Here is a 16655-nt window from a genome sequence, read left to right as displayed (position 1 = left end):
CGCAATGACAGCGCAAGCCCCAGTGCACATCATCACCGACAGTTCCTGCGACCTCAGCGAAGAGGTCGCTGCAGGCCTTGGCATCACGGTGGTCCCGTTGGAGATCCGGTTCGGCATGCAGTCATTCACCGATCGCGTCGAGCTCAGCACGGCCGACTTCTGGATGCGCTGCCGGACCAGCGAGGAGCTGCCGTCCACCGCCGCGCCCTCCCCCGGTGCCTTCGCGCAGGCATACCAGCGCGCCGCTGACGCCGGCGCGAGCGAAGTCGTCGTGGTCACGCTGAGCGGGGACCTCTCGGCGACGATCGAAGCCGCTCAACAGGCGGCATCGGAGCCCCCGAGCGGGCTCACCTGCCATGTGGTGGACAGCCGAACGGTCAGTGCCGGCCTCGGGCTGCTGGTCATCGCTGCCGCGGAACTTGCCGCCACCGGCGCCGACGGATCGCAGATCGCCGATGCCGTACGGGCCTCAGCGCAGCGAGTCCGCGTTCACGCCGCTCTGGACACGTTGGAGAATTTGCGCAAGGGCGGCCGCATCGGCGCTGCGCAATCGCTGCTGGGCTCGGTGCTGTCGATCAAGCCCCTGATCACCGTCACCGACGGCCGCGTCGAGCCGGCGGGCAAGCAGCGAACACGCACTCGCGCACTCGCGCACCTGGTCGACCTGGTGGCAACAGAGGGCCCGAACATCTCGGTGATCGCGGTGATGCATGCGGACTGTGACGATGTCGACGATTTTGTGGCGCGGATCGCGCCGCTCACTGACACTGAGCCCAGGGTGATGCTGATCGGTCCCGTCGTCGGAGCACACGCGGGTGTCGGCACCATCGGCGTGGTCTTCATCACGAAGGAGTGACCGACACCGGCTCGAACGAACGGTACGAGCGGCACGAACTGCTGCAGCCGGGCGCAGTCGAGACGTGGTCCGGATTGGATCGCACGCTCAATCGACCGGTCACGATCCGCCGGGCAACCGCCGACAGCGAGATCGGTCACCGCCTGCGCCTGCAGGCCAAGGCACTGGCGCGTGTCGAGCACCATGGCCTGCTGCACATCCTCGATACCTACGACGAAGCGGATCACTTTGCGATCGTCACCGAGCAACTGCCCACCAGGATGCTCACTGAGGAACTCGCGGCACCCAATGGAGACACCAGGCGTCTGGCTGCAACCGAGGCGATCCGCGTCGTCATCGCGGTAACTGAGGCGCTGGCCGTTCTGCACAGCGCGGGCTTCGCCCACGGTGGCGTCGATGCTGAGTACATCGGGTGGCGCGCCGAGGTGGGCTGGGTCATTCTCAACGGCCCGCCCACCGACGACGCCGTCACCATTCCCGCGACACGGCGTACTGATCTGGCTTCGATCGCTGTGCTCGCGCACCGACTCATTGTCGGAGCAGCACCTCAGCGGCGACCCGATGGCACCTGGGAACTTGACCCTGTCGTGCCCGATGTCGTGGCGCCGGTGCTCGCACGGGCCATCAGCGCTTCGGACCCATGGCCCGATGTCCCATCGATGCTGCTCGCACTGCGTTCGGTCGTCGACGAACTGCCGGCGGCCGACGGCACCGGCGCCGATCGCAGATCGGTATGGCAGGCAGAACGGCACTGGTTGGCGCCCGTCGGCATTCTGGTAGCCGCAGCGGCCACGCTTGTCGGGGTCGCCGTGGTCATCGGGCAGCCATCCGAACCGGCCCCGGAAGCATCGCCGCCCCCCGTGACCGCGGCCCCGGACGCAGGTACGCAGCCGGTCGTCACCGTCGTGCCGTCGGCAACCGTCGTCGCGACCGCTGTGACCGTCGCGCCGCAGACTGTGCCGACCGCCGCGCCGGCACCGACGACGACCCAAGTTCGCCGCGTACCGATCCTGCTGGAGTCCATCACCGACTTCGATCCGGCCGGCGACGACCGGATCGAGCATCCCGAGCGCCTCATCTTCATCAACGACGGCGATCCGGGCACCGGCTGGAGCACCGCGCGCTACAACACCCGCGACTTCGGCGGGCTCAAGGACGGCGTCGGGCTGATCGTCGTGCTGTACGGCGACGAGCCACACTCGGTCGAGCGCCTGCTGATCGACTCTCCCACCGTCGGGTGGTCCTTCGAGCTGTACGCATCGAGCGAGCGCAATCGCACGCTGATCGATTGGGGAAGCCCGGTCGCAACAGCGCAGGACATCACGGGTTCGACAACGCTCGAGGTGCCATCTGCCGAGGCCGCTGCCCTGCTCGTGTGGATCACCGATCTCGGTGACGAGTTGCCCAACGGCGGGCATCGGGTCACCGTGTCCCGGATCGAGGTCGCCACCACGAGCAATGCCACCGAAGCACCCCCCAGCACCGACGCCGTAACCCCCTAGCGGCGACCGCAAAACTTCTTTCTCTCCGCTCTTGTTCGCCGGCGCTCACGGGCCGCTCGGGCCACGGCTTCGCCCTGTGCCTCCCGCTCTTGTTCGCCGGCGCTCACGGGCCGCTCGGGCCACGGCTTCGCCTCTGGCTCAGCCTCTAGGCTTCCGCCGATGATCTCGAAGCGCTCGAAGGGCTCCGGCGAGACGCCCGACGACAGCATCGACGCAGCCGTCGCTCGGTTTACCGATGCCGTCGATGCAGTTCGCGCCCGGACGAGCGGACCGCTGATCACGGCTACGCGAGGGCTGGTGTACGGCCTGGTCATCGTCACCGCGGCGGTGGGTGTCGTGGTGCTGGTGGCCATTGCGGCGATCAGGGCACTCGATATCGCGGTGCCGGGCGACGTGTGGTCTGCGCACCTGATCGCCGGCGGCATATTCGGCGGTGCCGGAGCATGGGCGTGGTCCAAGCGGCGACCGCGTACGGCGAGGGAAGCATGAGCAGCGGCGCCGGATCTCCTGACGCCGCGCCGCGCGACGTGATCATCGTCGGGAGCGGCCCGGCCGGTCTTACCGCAGCCATCTACACCGCTCGAGCAAGCTTGCAGCCGCTCGTGATCGAGGGCGAGCCGTCCTCCACCAGCGACCAGCCGGGCGGGCAGCTCATGCTGACCACCGATGTCGAGAACTATCCCGGATTTCCAGACGGTGTCCTGGGTCCTGACTTGATGGCCGGCTTCCGGGCTCAAGCAGAACGCTTCGGTGCCGAATTCCTCACTGCCAAAGCCACCAAAGTCGATTTAGGCGAACAGCCGTTCTCAGTCTGGGTTGGCGACACGTGTTATCGCAGCCGCACGGTGATCGTGTCCACCGGAGCGCAGAGCTTGTTGCTCGAGCTGCCCAATGAGGAGCGCCTCATCGGTCACGGTGTGTCCACCTGTGCCACCTGTGACGGCTTCTTCTTCCGGGGTCAGGAGATCGCGGTGGTGGGCGGCGGCGACAGCGCACTCGAAGAGGCCACCTTCCTGACGCGTTTTGCAGCAAAGGTGTACGTCGTGCATCGACGCGACGAGTTGCGCGCTTCGAAGATCATGCAGGATCGAGCCTTCGCCAACGAGCGGATCGAGTTCTTGTGGAACCGGCAGGTGGTGGAGATCCTCGGTGACGAGCGCCTCGAGGGCGTCATGCTCGAGGACACACAGACGAAGCAGCGTTCGCCGCTCGACATCTCAGGCCTGTTCATCGCGATCGGGCATCGACCGAACACCGAGCTGTTCGCGGATTGGCTCGACCGCAAGCCCAACGGCTATCTCGTGACCGAGGCTGGCAGCGCTCGCACGAACATCGAGGGCGTCTTCGCCTGCGGCGACGTGCAAGACGACTACTACCGCCAAGCAGTGACAGCCGCCGGCTCGGGCTGCCAAGCTGCCATCGACGCCGAGCGCTGGCTTGAAGCCCAAGGTCACTGAGACTCAGACGTCAACCGCCGTCAGACGAGACCGCAGCGGTAGCCTCGCGGCAACCACGAGACGAGGAGCCAGCGATGGCCGAAGGCATTTCCACCTTGGATGACAGCACGTTCGACGAGACGGTCGGCAGTGCTGACAGCCCTGTGCTGGTGGATTTCTGGGCCGAATGGTGCGGACCGTGCAAGATGATCGCCCCCATTCTCGAGGAGATTGCCTCGGAGCACGACAACATCCGCATCGCCAAGGTCAACGTCGACGAGAGTCCCGACTTGGCCATGCGCTACCAGGTGATGAGCATTCCGACGCTCATCATGTTCCGAGACGGCGAACCGGCTAAGCGTCTCGTCGGCGCCAAGCCGAAGAGTGCCCTGCTGGCTGAGATCGGCGAGTTCCTCTGATCCGACCGTTCGGCGTCGGCGCGGCAGGTCCGCACGTTCGAGACCTCCAGCATCGGCTGACCGCGACTGGTCACTGGCACGGCCCGATCACCGGCATCTTCGACTCGGCAACTGCCGAGTCCGTCAAGGCATTCCAGGCGCAGCGCTCGATCGATGTCGACGGCATCTGCGGCCCCGAGACATGGGGACTGCTGATCGAGGCGGGCCAGCGGCTGGGAGATCGCTTCCTGTACCTGCGCACTCCGCACCTGCGGGGCGATGACGTCGCCGAGGTGCAACGGATGCTCAGCACGCTGGGGTTCTCGGTCGGACGCATCGATGGGATCTGGGGTCCGCTGACCGCAGCCGCGCTCGCCGATTTCCAGACGAATATGAGCTTGGGCGGTGACGGCGTCTGCGGCGGCCGAACCTTGCAGACACTGCAGCAGCTCGTGCGACCGCTCGGCGACGCATCGGTCGTCGCCCACATCACCGAGCGGCAACGCTTGGAATCCGCCGGCGGCCAGTTGATCGGACGGCGCATCGCCGTGGGTGAAGCCGGCGGTCTCGAGCCCGTCACCGCGTCGGTGCGGCGCGAGATCGGGCGCGACGGCGCCGAGGTGCTGACCGTTCACCATCCTGACTGGTCAACGCAAGCCGCGCAGGTCAACCGATTCGGTGCAGCCGTCTACATCGGTTTCGAGGTCAAGCCAGCCGCGCCCTCGGTCAGCTACTTCCAGGGTCGTCACTTCGTGAGCCGCGCCGGCCAGAAGCTCGCCACCGACATCGCGGACGGACTGGAACCAATGTTCGGCTCCGTTGAAACGAACGGCATGGGGCTCCCCATGCTGCGTGAGAGCGCCATGCCCGCCGTGCTGTGCAGGTTCGAGCGCATCGACGCTCTGCTTGAACAAAACCGGGAAGTGGCCGACGTCGTGGCCCAGTCGACCCGCGATCTGCTCGCTGATCAGCCTGCAGCCTGACCTCGACGCAAGTTTCTCCCCACGTTGTCCACAACTAGTGGACAACAAGTTCAGATTGAGGCTACGAATCTCGGCGCCAACGCCTCCGTCATCGGTAGCTTGAGTCGGTCGGCATACACCACTCAACCTTCGAGGGTCGCTTGAAAGTTGGCGGTCAGCGCCTCGTAGAGCCGGCCGAGATCTTCCATATCGGCGAATCTGATGACAATCTGACCCCCCTGGCGGCCGAGTTGCACCTCGACGGCAGTGGTGAGGGCGGCGGCCAAGGCCGACTCGACCTCCAACACTGCTGCCGGACGGTCCTCGACAGCAGGGGTCGGCGCAGCGGGTTCGTCGATTGGCTGACCCGGCGCCGACTCGCGTTCAGACGGTGCGCCGAGAGATCGGACTTCCTCCTCCACCGTGCGCACTGACCAGCCTTCATCGACCGCGCGCTCGGCGAGCAGCTCGAGTTCGACAGGGTCGTCGCATCCGAGCAGCGCACGGGCGTGCCCGGCGGAGAGCTCTCCATCCAGCAGGTAACGCTGCACACTGACCGGCAACGACAAGAGCCTGAGTGAGTTGGTGACCGTCGCACGGCTGCGACCCATGCGACGTCCGAGCTCATCGTGGGTGACGCCAAAGTCATCGATGAGCTGCCGGTACGCAGCCGCCTCTTCCAAGGGATTGAGATCTGCCCGGTGAACGTTCTCGATCAGCGCGTGGGTCAGGCTGGTCTCGTCGTCCGCGGCGCGCACGACGACCGGAATCGTGTCCAAGCCGATGCTGCGCGCCGCCCGCCAGCGCCGCTCGCCCGCGATGATCTCAAAACGGCCGACAATGCCCGTCTCGCGCACGACGATCGGCTGCAAGACCCCGATCTGGCGAATTGAATCGGCCAGGGTGTCCAGTGCCGCAGTGTCGAAATGCTGTCGGGGTTGGAGCGGATTGACTTCGACGGCCGAGACGGGCACCTCGCGGTAGGCCGATTGGCCGGTCGGGATGAGTGCGCCGAGCCCCCGCCCGAGCCCTCGTTGGGCATTCATGTGGGGGCTCCCTCGCGACTGATCGACCAGACGCCGCTCGGATCTGCCTGCTCATGTTCCCGGCCCTCATTCGAACCGGGATCATGAGCCGTGCGGGCACCGGCTGCCTCCGCCTGGCCGCCGCGCTCATGAATCTCCCGGGCGAGTTCTCGGTAGGCCACGGCGCCACGGCTGTTGGGCGCGTACACCGTCACCGGCTGCCCCACGCTCGGGGCTTCAGACAAGCGCACCGTCCGCGGGATCACCACCCGGCACACCCGATCACCGAAGTGCCGCCGAACATCAGAGACCACCTCCGCCGCAAGCCGTGTCCTGGCGTCGTACATCACCATGACGATGGCACTGATAACGAGGGCGGGATTGAGACCCTGGCGCACCATCTCGACGTTGTGGAGCAGTTGGCCCAGCCCCTCGAGCGCGTAGTACTCGCACTGGACTGGCACCAGGATCTCGACTGCCGCACTCAACGCGTTGACGGTCAACAGTCCAAGCGACGGCGGGCAGTCGATGAAGATGTAGTCGTAGCCGTCAGCGACCGGGGCGAGAGCGTGCCGGAGTTTCAACTCGCGACTGAAGGCCGACACGAGTTCTATCTCCGCGCCAGACATTTCTAGCCGTGCCGGCGCCACATCGAAGTGCTCGATGCCGGTCGGTTGGATGCAGTCGACGATTTCTGCTGTGCCGAGCAGTACCTGGTACATGGAAGTGTCCACCACACGCGGGTCGATGCCGGCGCCAGTAGCGGCATTGCCTTGCGGATCCATGTCGACAAGCAGCGTCTTCTGGCCCAGATCGGCGAGTGCCGCACACAGATTGACGGCTGTCGTCGTCTTGCCGACGCCGCCTTTCTGGTTCGTCACCGCAATGATCCGACCCATGCAGTCTCCGTTCATTGACGCCTGAGGGTCAGCGTAGGCCAGTCGTCGACCCGCTGCGGGGCCGCAGTGTTTCACGTGAAACATGCCAGGGCCCGAGCGGCCCGTGAGCGACAGCGAACAAGAGCGGGGCGCCAGGGCCCGAGCGGCCCGTGAGCCCGTATCCAATGAGGACGGGGAACAAGAGCGGGGCGCCAGGGCCCGACCGGCGCGGCCTGCTGATGTGCATCGTTCGTCGGGTACGGTTCCACGCATCATGGCGGCGGCAGAAGAACGCCTCGTTGCCGTGCTCAGGTACGGTCAACAACAGGGCTTTCTGGGCCCGGGTGACCTCCTGGCCCACGTGGAGCACGCACGAGCTCATCACGCGGCGGCTCGACCGATGTCCGGTCAGCGCTGGTGCGATCTCGGGAGCGGTGGGGGAGTGCCCGGACTTGTGATGGCGCTGGAGCAACCCAATATCGACTTCGTGCTGCTGGATCGGTCCCAGCGACGGGCAGATTTCCTCGAAATTGCTGTTCAGGACCTCAAGCTCGCTGATCGTGTCACGATCGCGCTCGGCGATGCCGCCGAGCTCGCTCACCTCCCCCAACATCGCCATGTCTATGACGGCGTCGTCAGCCGGGCGTTCGGTCCTCCAGCCGCGGTCGCGGAGTGCAGTGCCGGCTTGTTGCGCGCCGGCGGCAGACTGGTGGTCAGCGAGCCGCCCGGATGTGGTGAGGCGCGCTGGCCGACCGAGGCTCTCGCTCGGCTCGGGATGCGCTTCGTGCAGAGAATCGCAGGCGCACCGACGTTTGCCGAGCTGGAATGCCTGGCAGCGGCCGACCCGGCGTACCCCCGAACCTGGAAACAGATCCGGAAGCGACCGCTCTTCTGATCGATCAGGCGGACTGCGCCTCGTCGCTCGGGCTGGGCACGTCGCTCGAGCTGGACGGCACCAGCACGACCCGCCGGCGGGGCTCGTCGCCCACCGAGATCGTGTCGACACCGGCGATCTCGTTGACGGTGTCATGCACGACCTTGCGGTCAGCTGCATTCATCGGCTCGAGTCCACGTTCCGTTCCGCGTTCCAACACCGCGCCCGCGAGCTCGCGTACGTACGCCTCCAGCGCCTCGCGGCGGCGCTGCCGGTAGCCGCCCACATCAACCCGTACTCGCGCGCGGCGCACACCTGGCAGCCTGCGCTGCAGCATGGTCTTCGCGACCTCCTGGAGTGCAACGACATGGCGGCCGCGCGGCCCGATCAGTAACCCCAGCGCCTCGTTCTCACCCTCGAGGTTGATCTCGAAGCTGTCGTCGTCTGCTGCGACTGGCACCGCCTGTGCCTCGATACCGAACGCATGTACCAAGCCATCCAGAAACTCCTTGACCATGACTTGCTGTTCGGCTGTCGTCGTCTCATCTGTCATCTTCATCACCTCTGATCGGGCACGCATGCGTTGGGGCCCGCTGCTCGCCGGGCGGCATCAGTCCACGGGCGCTGCTCGTGGATTGCTCGCACCACGTGGGCGGTGCTCAGCCTACGGGTCCGCCGCCGCGGAACCCATGAGACTCGCAACGCTCATGGCGACCGATCGAGGAGTTCAGAGGCGGGACGGCTCGCACTGACGCTCGCCGGGGTAGAACTGTGCGCAGTACTCCCGGTACTTCCCAATTTCGCCGTCGGTGCGAACGAGCCGGGGGCGTGGCACATAGTGCTTGCGACTCCAGATGACGACGTCCTGTTGAACATCCCGGATCTGCAGATCCGCAATGAACTTGTTCACGATGGGTGCCCGCATCCGTGTCGGCAAGAAGCGCAGGCCGGCGATCGGTCGCTCGGGTTTGTGCAGTGTGCGCATCCGCGAGACGATGGACAAGTCAATGAGCGTGCCGTCGACAGGCGTTGCCAACACCCACAGCCGGGCATCGATGCCAATCGAGTGCTCCTGGAATTCGACAAACGAGTAGCCCAGCCCGACTACGTGGGCGATAGCCGACACGTCCATGGTCAGCTTGGCGAGCTTGGCAATCTTCCGGGTTGTCGAGAAGCCGAACCGGCTCTCGAGTCGTGGTCCGTCGATCAACACCGGCGTTTCGTGGGTGACGTTGTGGTAGCCGTGGATGTAGCTCAGGTGCGCGATGTCCACCGAATTCTCGCTGGTTTCCTGCGGATGGCCATCGAAGCGAATCGTCCGGATCTGCAAGTCAGTCCAGTCGTCAACGGATTGAGGAACATCGGGCAGCTGCCACTGCGAGGCTCGACCGCCGAGGCCCCACCAACCGAAGATGAGGCCTTCGATCTCACGGGCTTCGAAGAGGTCCAGCTTCGCGGAGCGGGCGGGCGCTCCAGATGGCGTGGCCACGCACTGCCCAGTGATCTCGAACTCGAACCCGTGAAAGGGACAGACAAGTCTCCCGCCGACCACCCTCGCCCCGGCCTCAGGTCCCAGATCGGAGCCCAGATGAGGGCATACCGATTTCGCGATGCAGATCTGACCGGCCGGATCAGACCAGATGACGATCTCTTCGCCCATCCAGGTACGTTGAATCAATCCCGCCTTCTGGACTGCGTCGCGCGTCGCGATGAAAAACCAGCCTTCTGGAAATGGCGGAAGCGAACTAACGTTTGCTGCCTGCTGGGGTCTGGCCATCGAGCCGCGCTCTCCATCCAAAGCGATGCCGGCAGGCTAGACCGGATGATCGGCACCTCCGGGAAGTGCCGGTGCTGTACTCCGTACCAGTAACTATCCGTACACTTGAGACGATCTTCCCGAACGCCGGGCCGACCACCGTGCCCCGCGTGATCAGGAGTGTCACTTGACTATTGCATCGACAGCCTCGACGAAGGTCACTGCTGCGCAGCCGCTCGACCTGACCGAGGAACTCATCTTGGTGCTGCTCAGCGAAGAGAGCGGGTACTTCCACCAGGTTCCCGGCTGGCATTTGAATTGCGCCATGGCCGGTGCGGCGCTGGCCGAGCTCTCGCTGCAGGCGCGCATTGACACCGACATGGAGTCGCTGATCCTGCTGGACAAGACGCCGACGGGCAAGCCGATCCTGGACCTCGCCCTCCAGCAGATCGCGAGCGAGCCCGATCAGCGCAGCGCCCAGTACTGGGTGGAGCGCCTCGCGCCTCGCGCCGAGATGATGCTCGACTTGGCACTGGAACAACTGGTCAGACTCGGGATCCTCGAGCATCACGACGGCGAATTCTGGAGCTTGACGGCAGCGGCCCGGCACAGCGATTTCTTTGCCGGCGATGACGACGACACGGCTGCCCAGTTCATCAAGACGCGCATTGGCAGATCGATCTTGCTGGGCGAGATTCCGAGCCCGAGAGACGTCATCATCATCGGTCTCGCCCACACCTGCGATGTGCTGCGCTTCATCTTCGAGCTCGACGACGAAGCGGAGGAGCGGGTCCAGCTCATCTGCCAGATGGACCTGATCGGCAGGGCCATCGCGGATGCCGTCGCGCACAACCTGGTGGCGTCGCTGCTCAGAAGCTCTGCACTGACGAAGTCGGTGCCCAAGCTGCCGCTCAACAAACTGCTGCTCAATCGTCATTTCCTTCGCGGGAATATCCCGGCTGTCTATGCACAATTGACCGAAGAATTCGGTCCAGTCTTCAGGCTCAGCCCCTTGTTCTCCGGGCAGGAGATCACGTTCCTATCCGGCCCCCGCGTCAATCGCTGGGTTCACCGTCACGGTCGCATGCACCTTAGGTCGAGCGATTACCTCCGAGGTCTCGAAACTGCGTATCACGCCTCCGGGCTGCTGCCTGCGCTGGATGGTGCAGATCATTTCCGCATGCGCAAATCGCTGCGTGCTGGCTACGGCCGCGCGCGGTTCGAACAGCAGCTCGAAACGGTATATCAACATGCTCGAACGTATATCAGCAAGTGGAATGTCGGGGACACATTTGGAGCCGTATCGATGTGTCGCGGCTTCTCCGGCGCTCAGGTCACGCCGTTTCTCGCGAGCATCGAGGCAGATGATGTCATCGATGACCTCATTGCGTATAAGTCCCGAGTGCTCATGACCCAAGTCGTCAACGTCTTGCCGAACTTCATGCTCAATACGCCCCGCATGAAGCGCAAGAAGAAGGTTGTCGACGTTCTGTACGAACGCGTGCTGGAATCTCACACGGCCGCGCAGAGGGCTGGTTGCCCTCGCGACCTTGCCGACGACGTACTCAGCCTGCACACCAGCGATCCGATTTTCGTACCCGAGTCAAATCTGAGCTTTACCTTCTCGGCACCAGTACTTGCGGGAATGTACGCGGGAGACGAGCTCAGCTTCATCTTGCATGCGATGGTGTCTCAACCGCATTTGTACGAGCAGATCCGAGCAGAGGCTGACGCCTTGTTCAGGAACGGAGATCCGTCGGCAGATGATTTGAGTTCTCCCGCGATCGATGTCACTCGACGTTTCATCATGGAGTGCTTGCGGCTGTGGCCCACGGTGCCGATGTCCATCCGCACAGTAATGAACGCATGCGTCGTTGAAGACTACGAATTGCCGGTGGGCTCCAAGGTGTTCATTGCCACTACGGCACCGCATTACATGAACGAGATTTTTCCGGATCCGTTCACATTCGACATCGATCGCTACCTGCCTTCACGCGGCGAGCACCGTACACCTGGATACGCGCCGTTCGGCCTCGGCACGCATAGCTGTCTTGGCTCTCACATGGTGGAGTTGCAGATGCTGCTGAGCCTGTTGATGCTCGCGCACTATTTCACTTTCGAGATTGCGCCGTCGAACTACAAGCTGAAGATCAGCCCGTTTCCATCAATGTCGCCGAACAAGCGGTTCAAACTCAAAGTCGTGGAGCAGCGGCACCCGTTGACGAGTTGAGCGGTTCTGGGTCATCGACGACCTGAACGGGAACGACGGCGCGAAGATCTGGCGCCGCTGTGCTGACCTTGTCCGGAATTCTGCCGCCGGTTCGCGCCGCGATTGCCGCCGCCGGAGCGCCGGCGGGATCTGCGGCGGTCTCGGCGCTGGTCGCCCACTCGCGGCGGCGGCCCAGTCGGCCGCACTCGCATGCGAACGCGAGCGGGTTGGCGTCGAAGCCCCCAGTGAGAGCGGCCCGGCTCAGCCACGATCTCGATGTCTGCATCCTCGGCGGCGACCGAGAGCGCATCGAGGCCGCGATTACGAGCCTCTGCAACGGTATGCCCGGTCACCAAGATCCACTCCACGACGCAGTGCCTAACTCCGAGAGGCTGAGCCGGCAGGCGAAGCCGTGGCCCGAGCGGCCCGTGAGCCCGTATTGAATGTGAACTGGGAACAAGAGCGGGAAACAACAGGTGACCCAACGACAAGGTCCACCAAAGCTCGCATCCTGTGGGGAGCGGTTGCCGGTGTGTTCATCGCTTGCGGCGATTGCGGGTCCTGCCGTCTCCTGAGGTACGACGACTCTGGATGGGCTTCGACTCCGGCTCCGGTTCGGCACGCCCACGCCGCCTGCCGCGCTCGCGGGGCTGCGGCCGATCCTGATTCCGATTCGAGGAGCCGGTGCTGCGACGTGCTCGCTTGCGCGCATCGACAACTCGTTCTTCCGATGAGCGAGTCCGGCGGATCGTAGGAGACTCAGAAGGTTCCGGCGGCGCAGGCTCCGGTGCGCGTTCGCCCGACGAGTTCTGTGAGCTCTCGCGTCGCTCTGCACGGCGACGCTCACGCTCCGCACGGCGCTCCGCCTCAGCATCAAGCGCCTTGCGTGAGCGCTGATTCGGCACCTGGCGCGGCGGCTCTGGTTCGGGGACCTCTTCGGCTTCGATGACCTTGGCGTCGGACTCCGCGGCGGTCAGTGACTGCGGGGGCTTCATCGTGGCGTGAATGAACGCTTGCTGGAGCATGCGGTAGATGCTCGACACGATGAAGTAGGGCACCAGCGCCGCCGGCACGAAGAAGCTGAAGACCGGCAGCATGAACGGCAGGTACTTCATCATGATTTCCATCTGGCGGTTCGGCATTGCCGCATTGCCGCGCCGCCGCGCCATCTGGCGCTGCTGCAGCCAGGCCAGCAGGAAGGTGATAGCTATGAGCCCCAAGTACGGCAGCCCGTCGACGAAGTCGGCCTGAACCACGTCCTTCGCCACCTTCGACAGGTCCATGCCCAAGGACCGCATCTCGCCCTCCGCATCGACGATGTCCTTGTACATCTGCGAGTCAGGGCTCAGGTTTCGGGGAAACGGGTTGTCGATCAGATGGTTGTCGTCGGGTATGCGCAGGTTCCAGATGACCCGGTAGAGCACGATGAAGATCGGAATCTGCACCAAGTTCGGCAAGCACCCGCCCAGGGGGCTCACCCCGTGCGACTGGTACAGCCTCATCATTTCTTCGTTGAGTTTCTGGCGGTCGCTGCCGTGCCGCTTGCGCAGCGCCGTCATCTCCGGCTGCAGTGCCTGCATCTTGGTCATCGACCGTGCGCCCCGCAGGGTGAGCGGGGTGAACAGCAGCATGATCGCCAGGGTCAGCATGCAGATCGCGAAGGTGTAGTCAGGCACCAACGAGTAGAACCACGCCAATACGGCGGCGATGCCGTCGAATATCGGGTCAGCCCAGTCGAACATCAGCGCGTCTCCGGTACCGGGTCGTAGCCCCAGCCGCCCCAGGGATGGCAGCGGCAGATGCGGCGGAGGGCCAGCCAGCCGCCGCGTGCTGCTCCCCAGGTGCGCAGGGCGTCCAGCGCATACTGCGAGCACGTCGGATCGAAGCGGCACGACGGCAGCCGTGAGCGGGGGAGTGCTCGATAGAGCTTCACGGCGGCGATCAGCGCCCGAGCGAGCGGACCCGAGGTCATAGCCGCTGGTTCCCCCGGTCGCTCAGGGCTTCCGCGGCCAGCAGCAATCGCATCAGCTCGGCTCGAGCCCGCTGGTAGGTCACCGCCGACGCTGCCGCTCGCACACCGACGAGATAGCGGCCAGGTGCCAGGTCGATTGCGAGCTCGCAAAAGACCGCTCTCAAACGACGTCGAACTCGGTTGCGCTGCACTGCCGTTCCGCGGTGGCGGCTGAGCGCGAATGCCACGCGCGGCCCGCTCAGACCTCGGTCGGCCGCGAACGTCATCCACAGCAGCTCGCTGTCGAATCGACGACCGCGGCGCAGTGCTGCGAAGTCGGCCCTGCTGCGGCACGAATCGATCAGGCGCTCAGCCGTTGCCGGCCCTTGCGTCGGCGAGCGTTCACAATCGCCCGGCCCGCACGGGTGGACATGCGATGGCGGAAGCCGTGGCGGCGGGCCCGTCTGCGGTTGTGGGGTTGGTACGTGCGCTTCACGCTGCAGCCTCCTGGAGGTTCAGGCCGCGGGCAGGTCCGCGAAATGCGGTGCGGCGGCCGGAGCGTGCCCGGGTGTCGGCCCGAGAGCATGGACAGCCTACGGGTGCCGATCCCTTCCGATGCGCGCAGAGGCGAGCTCGCAGGCGAAACCGTGACGCGGACGGCGCGCGCGAAGACGCGCGGCGCCTGCGCACAGAGCCGTGTCGCAGGCGCCTGATGTCGATCACGACGCTCGTCGCCAGGACAGCAAATTTCCCTGTCATCCGCTTGTTTTGCGGGCGTTATGGGTCTGTCGCTGAACTGTTGCGTTCCCGTCAACTCGAGCACCGCGCAGGCGTGCAAAGACGCGCTTGCAGCAGTGACAGCGCGGCCATAGGTTCCGACCACCGGGTGCCGCTTGGTGGCTCGCAGGCGAACAACAGGTTCCGCGGGTGCACAACGGACAGAGGCGAACGAGGTTGTCGTGGTGAGTTCTCCGCAGGCAGGTGCCACAGCACACGAACCTGAGGATCATCACCACATCTCCCAATCGCCAGGCTCCCCATCACCGCCGTCGGCATCTGCCCAGGCGACTCCGGACACGGCGTCTGCACTGCCCGAGGGCGCCCGCGCGAACACCGACGAGCTGTGGTCGCAGTGCCGCGACATCCTGCGGGCCACCGTGTCCGACGCGCTCTGGCTGGGCTACTTCCGTCACCTGCAGGCGCTGCATATCGACGGCGAACTCGCCGTATTGATCGCGCCGAGCAACATGATCCGCGATCGCATCCAGCGGCGATACATCCCGATGCTCCACGCCGCCTTCGAGCAACTGCCTGTTCGCCCTCAGACCTACGAGATCGAGACCCGCCCCGAGCTTGGCGATCTGGACGGCGCCAACGGCGCAGATGCAGATCCGCACGACGTGGATGCGACGGCTGACGGTGACGCTGCGAGCCCAGGCGATGACGAGGCCTGGCATCCCGCGACCGGTTCCGCCAACTCAGCGGCCCCTGCCGATAACGCCGTCACAGCGACACCGACGCCCGATGCCAGTGCAACGCCGCGCAGAGTGCCGGGCGTCGACATCACCAATCCCCGCTACACCTTCGAGAGCTTTGTCACCGGCAGCAGCAACCGGTTTGCACAAGCGGCGGCACTTGCGGTTGCCGAGACTCCCGGCATTGCCTACAACCCCCTGTTCATTCACGGCGGCACCGGTCTCGGCAAGACCCATCTGCTGCAGGCCATCGTGAACTTCCTCGGCGCCACCCTGCCCGAGCATCGTGTCCGGTACGTCTCCACGGAGACCTTCCTCTCAGAGTTCATCGAAGCCATCCGGACGAACACGACGCCCGCGTTCAAGAGGCGCTACCGCGAGCTCGACGTGCTGCTGCTCGATGACATCCAATTCATGGAGGGCAAGGAAGGCCTGCAGGAAGAGCTGTTCCACACGTTCAACTCGCTGCATGTCGCAGGTCGCCAGATCGTGATCTCCTCCGACCGCCCGCCTCGCAGCATCTCCACTCTGTCGGATCGGCTGCGCAGCCGGTTCGAATGGGGCCTGATCACCGACATCCAGCCGCCTGACCTCGAAACCCGAGTGGCCATCCTGCGGAAGAAGACCGAGCACGGCCATGTGCCCGACGAAGTGCTGGAGCACATCGCGCACCTCATCACCAACAACATCCGCGAACTCGAGGGCGCACTGGTGCGCGTCACCGCGTACGCCAGCCTCACCCGCAGTTCCGTCACGCTGGAGATGGCACAGCAAATACTGAGCGATGTCCGTGAACCGCAGGAGACGCCCATCACCACCGACCGGATCCTGAACATGACTGCGGACATGTTCGGCTATGACGTGAGCGAGCTCACCAGCCAGCGGCGTCAACAAGGCTTGGTCAACGCCCGCCAGATCAGCATGTATGTCATGCGGGAGCTCACTGACCTGAGCTACCCAGCGATCGCCAGCGTCTTCGGCGGGCGCGACCACACGACCGTTATGCACGCTGTCAAGAAGATCAACAGCCTGCTGCCTGCCGAACGCAAGGTGTACGACCAGGTTGCCCAGCTGATTGCGCGCGTCCGGGCTGCCTGACGCTGGTCCGCCGCGTGCTGTCCGCTGCGCGGGTGGGGACTGGATCTAGGGTGTCTCCACACGCTGTGGACAATGAGTGGAAAAGTTCTCGACAAACCTCGGGAAAAGTCGCGCTTTTCCACGATCATGCTGGCTATGCAAAAAAGGGAGGGTGAAGCTGTGGACGCGCAGGCAAGACTGTTGACAGGCCGCGTTGCGCTGATCTGCGACAACGGTCAGTCATCCACAATTCACA

The 16655-nt window shown here is 64.8% G+C and carries 17 protein-coding genes and 1 pseudogene; 9 read left to right on the top strand and 9 right to left on the bottom strand.

The window, feature by feature from the left end; all coding sequences use genetic code 11:
* The first annotated feature begins 4 nt into the window (after window positions 1-4).
* The 6 genes from ACOQPE_RS05175 to ACOQPE_RS05150 all read left to right on the top strand — a co-directional run bounded on the left by ACOQPE_RS05175 (window position 5) and on the right by ACOQPE_RS05150 (window position 5175).
* Window positions 5-856 (top strand): DegV family protein, encoded by an 852-nt coding sequence (locus ACOQPE_RS05175; RefSeq protein ID WP_420610808.1) that lies wholly within the window; start codon window positions 5-7, stop codon window positions 854-856.
* Window positions 853-2358, top strand: coding sequence for a hypothetical protein (locus ACOQPE_RS05170; RefSeq protein WP_420610807.1), 1506 nt, complete (start codon window positions 853-855; stop codon window positions 2356-2358). Before ACOQPE_RS05175 ends, ACOQPE_RS05170 begins: the two co-directional genes overlap by 4 nt.
* 159 nt (window positions 2359-2517) lie before the next feature.
* Complete coding sequence (locus ACOQPE_RS05165; RefSeq protein ID WP_420610806.1) at window positions 2518-2847, top strand: hypothetical protein; 330 nt, start codon at window positions 2518-2520, stop codon at window positions 2845-2847.
* A complete protein-coding gene (gene trxB / locus ACOQPE_RS05160; protein ID WP_420610805.1) occupies window positions 2844-3815 on the top strand; it encodes a thioredoxin-disulfide reductase in 972 nt (323 codons plus the stop codon). The genes ACOQPE_RS05165 and trxB overlap by 4 nt, the downstream gene beginning before the upstream one ends.
* 74 nt (window positions 3816-3889) lie before the next feature.
* Window positions 3890-4213, top strand: coding sequence for a thioredoxin (trxA, locus tag ACOQPE_RS05155; RefSeq protein ID WP_323671499.1), 324 nt, complete (start codon window positions 3890-3892; stop codon window positions 4211-4213).
* Window positions 4210-5175: a peptidoglycan-binding protein gene (locus ACOQPE_RS05150; RefSeq protein WP_420611360.1), complete on the top strand. Its 966-nt coding sequence runs from the start codon at window positions 4210-4212 to the stop codon at window positions 5173-5175. Before trxA ends, ACOQPE_RS05150 begins: the two co-directional genes overlap by 4 nt.
* A 122-nt stretch (window positions 5176-5297) precedes the next feature.
* On the opposite strand, the gene ACOQPE_RS05145 is transcribed toward ACOQPE_RS05150, so the two are convergent.
* Together ACOQPE_RS05145 and ACOQPE_RS05140 are read right to left on the bottom strand one after the other, a co-directional pair.
* Window positions 5298-6200, bottom strand: coding sequence for a ParB/RepB/Spo0J family partition protein (locus tag ACOQPE_RS05145; protein ID WP_420610804.1), 903 nt, complete (start codon window positions 6198-6200; stop codon window positions 5298-5300).
* A gap of 119 nt (window positions 6201-6319) precedes the next feature.
* Window positions 6320-7078 (bottom strand): annotated as a pseudogene (locus ACOQPE_RS05140) (ParA family protein); the annotation flags it as partial.
* Between the two features lie 253 nt (window positions 7079-7331).
* Between ACOQPE_RS05140 and ACOQPE_RS05135 the strand changes: the two are divergent.
* Complete coding sequence (locus ACOQPE_RS05135) at window positions 7332-7952, top strand: 16S rRNA (guanine(527)-N(7))-methyltransferase RsmG (RefSeq protein WP_420610803.1); 621 nt, start codon at window positions 7332-7334, stop codon at window positions 7950-7952.
* A gap of 4 nt (window positions 7953-7956) precedes the next feature.
* Here the strand turns inward: ACOQPE_RS05135 and ACOQPE_RS05130 are convergent, their stop codons facing one another.
* A complete protein-coding gene (locus ACOQPE_RS05130) occupies window positions 7957-8484 on the bottom strand; it encodes a protein jag (protein WP_420610802.1) in 528 nt (175 codons plus the stop codon).
* Window positions 8485-8658: 174 nt separating this feature from the next.
* Window positions 8659-9708, bottom strand: a complete 1050-nt coding sequence (locus tag ACOQPE_RS05125; RefSeq protein WP_420610801.1) for a Rieske 2Fe-2S domain-containing protein — start codon at window positions 9706-9708, stop codon at window positions 8659-8661.
* 166 nt (window positions 9709-9874) lie between these two features.
* Here ACOQPE_RS05125 and ACOQPE_RS05120 point away from each other — a divergent pair, with 166 nt between their 5' ends.
* Window positions 9875-11917: a cytochrome P450 gene (locus ACOQPE_RS05120; RefSeq protein WP_420610800.1), complete on the top strand. Its 2043-nt coding sequence runs from the start codon at window positions 9875-9877 to the stop codon at window positions 11915-11917.
* An 11-nt stretch (window positions 11918-11928) separates the two neighbouring features.
* On the opposite strand, the gene ACOQPE_RS05115 is transcribed toward ACOQPE_RS05120, so the two are convergent.
* From ACOQPE_RS05115 to rpmH, 5 genes are all read right to left on the bottom strand, one after another.
* Window positions 11929-12249: a Jag N-terminal domain-containing protein gene (locus ACOQPE_RS05115; protein WP_420611359.1), complete on the bottom strand. Its 321-nt coding sequence runs from the start codon at window positions 12247-12249 to the stop codon at window positions 11929-11931.
* A 183-nt stretch (window positions 12250-12432) separates the two neighbouring features.
* Window positions 12433-13638, bottom strand: coding sequence for a YidC/Oxa1 family membrane protein insertase (locus ACOQPE_RS05110; protein WP_420610799.1), 1206 nt, complete (start codon window positions 13636-13638; stop codon window positions 12433-12435).
* Window positions 13638-13868, bottom strand: coding sequence for a membrane protein insertion efficiency factor YidD (gene yidD, locus ACOQPE_RS05105; protein WP_419854957.1), 231 nt, complete (start codon window positions 13866-13868; stop codon window positions 13638-13640). Before yidD ends, ACOQPE_RS05110 begins: the two co-directional genes overlap by 1 nt.
* Window positions 13865-14209, bottom strand: a complete 345-nt coding sequence (gene rnpA, locus ACOQPE_RS05100; RefSeq protein WP_420611358.1) for a ribonuclease P protein component — start codon at window positions 14207-14209, stop codon at window positions 13865-13867. The genes yidD and rnpA overlap by 4 nt, the downstream gene beginning before the upstream one ends.
* Window positions 14209-14343, bottom strand: a complete 135-nt coding sequence (gene rpmH / locus ACOQPE_RS05095; protein WP_323673719.1) for a 50S ribosomal protein L34 — start codon at window positions 14341-14343, stop codon at window positions 14209-14211. The genes rnpA and rpmH overlap by 1 nt, the downstream gene beginning before the upstream one ends.
* 466 nt (window positions 14344-14809) lie before the next feature.
* On the opposite strand from rpmH, the gene dnaA reads away from it, so the two are divergent.
* The gene (gene dnaA / locus ACOQPE_RS05090; protein ID WP_420610798.1) at window positions 14810-16420 is read left to right on the top strand and encodes a chromosomal replication initiator protein DnaA; all 1611 of its coding nucleotides are present in this window, start codon (window positions 14810-14812) and stop codon (window positions 16418-16420) included.
* Window positions 16421-16655 lie beyond the last annotated feature (235 nt).

The organism is Candidatus Poriferisodalis sp. (assembly GCF_965219595.1).
Classification (GTDB): Bacteria; Actinomycetota; Acidimicrobiia; order Acidimicrobiales; family Poriferisodalaceae; genus Poriferisodalis.
The sequence above is the reverse complement of the archived record's forward strand: the minus strand, read 5'-3'. Positions and strand labels throughout refer to the sequence as shown.

Bases quoted from the DNA above. Each gene is read 5' to 3' on its own strand.
- ACOQPE_RS05145 (WP_420610804.1), bottom strand. From the start codon at position 6,200: ATGAATGCCCAACGAGGGCTCGGGCGGGGGCTCGGCGCACTCATCCCG.
- ACOQPE_RS05135 (WP_420610803.1), top strand. From the start codon at position 7,332: ATGGCGGCGGCAGAAGAACGCCTCGTTGCCGTGCTCAGGTACGGTCAA.
- yidD (WP_419854957.1), bottom strand. From the start codon at position 13,868: ATGACCTCGGGTCCGCTCGCTCGGGCGCTGATCGCCGCCGTGAAGCTC.
- ACOQPE_RS05130 (WP_420610802.1), bottom strand. From the start codon at position 8,484: ATGACAGATGAGACGACGACAGCCGAACAGCAAGTCATGGTCAAGGAG.
- ACOQPE_RS05175 (WP_420610808.1), top strand. From the start codon at position 5: ATGACAGCGCAAGCCCCAGTGCACATCATCACCGACAGTTCCTGCGAC.
- ACOQPE_RS05110 (WP_420610799.1), bottom strand. From the start codon at position 13,638: ATGTTCGACTGGGCTGACCCGATATTCGACGGCATCGCCGCCGTATTG.
- ACOQPE_RS05125 (WP_420610801.1), bottom strand. From the start codon at position 9,708: ATGGCCAGACCCCAGCAGGCAGCAAACGTTAGTTCGCTTCCGCCATTT.
- ACOQPE_RS05165 (WP_420610806.1), top strand. From the start codon at position 2,518: ATGATCTCGAAGCGCTCGAAGGGCTCCGGCGAGACGCCCGACGACAGC.
- trxA (WP_323671499.1), top strand. From the start codon at position 3,890: ATGGCCGAAGGCATTTCCACCTTGGATGACAGCACGTTCGACGAGACG.
- trxB (WP_420610805.1), top strand. From the start codon at position 2,844: ATGAGCAGCGGCGCCGGATCTCCTGACGCCGCGCCGCGCGACGTGATC.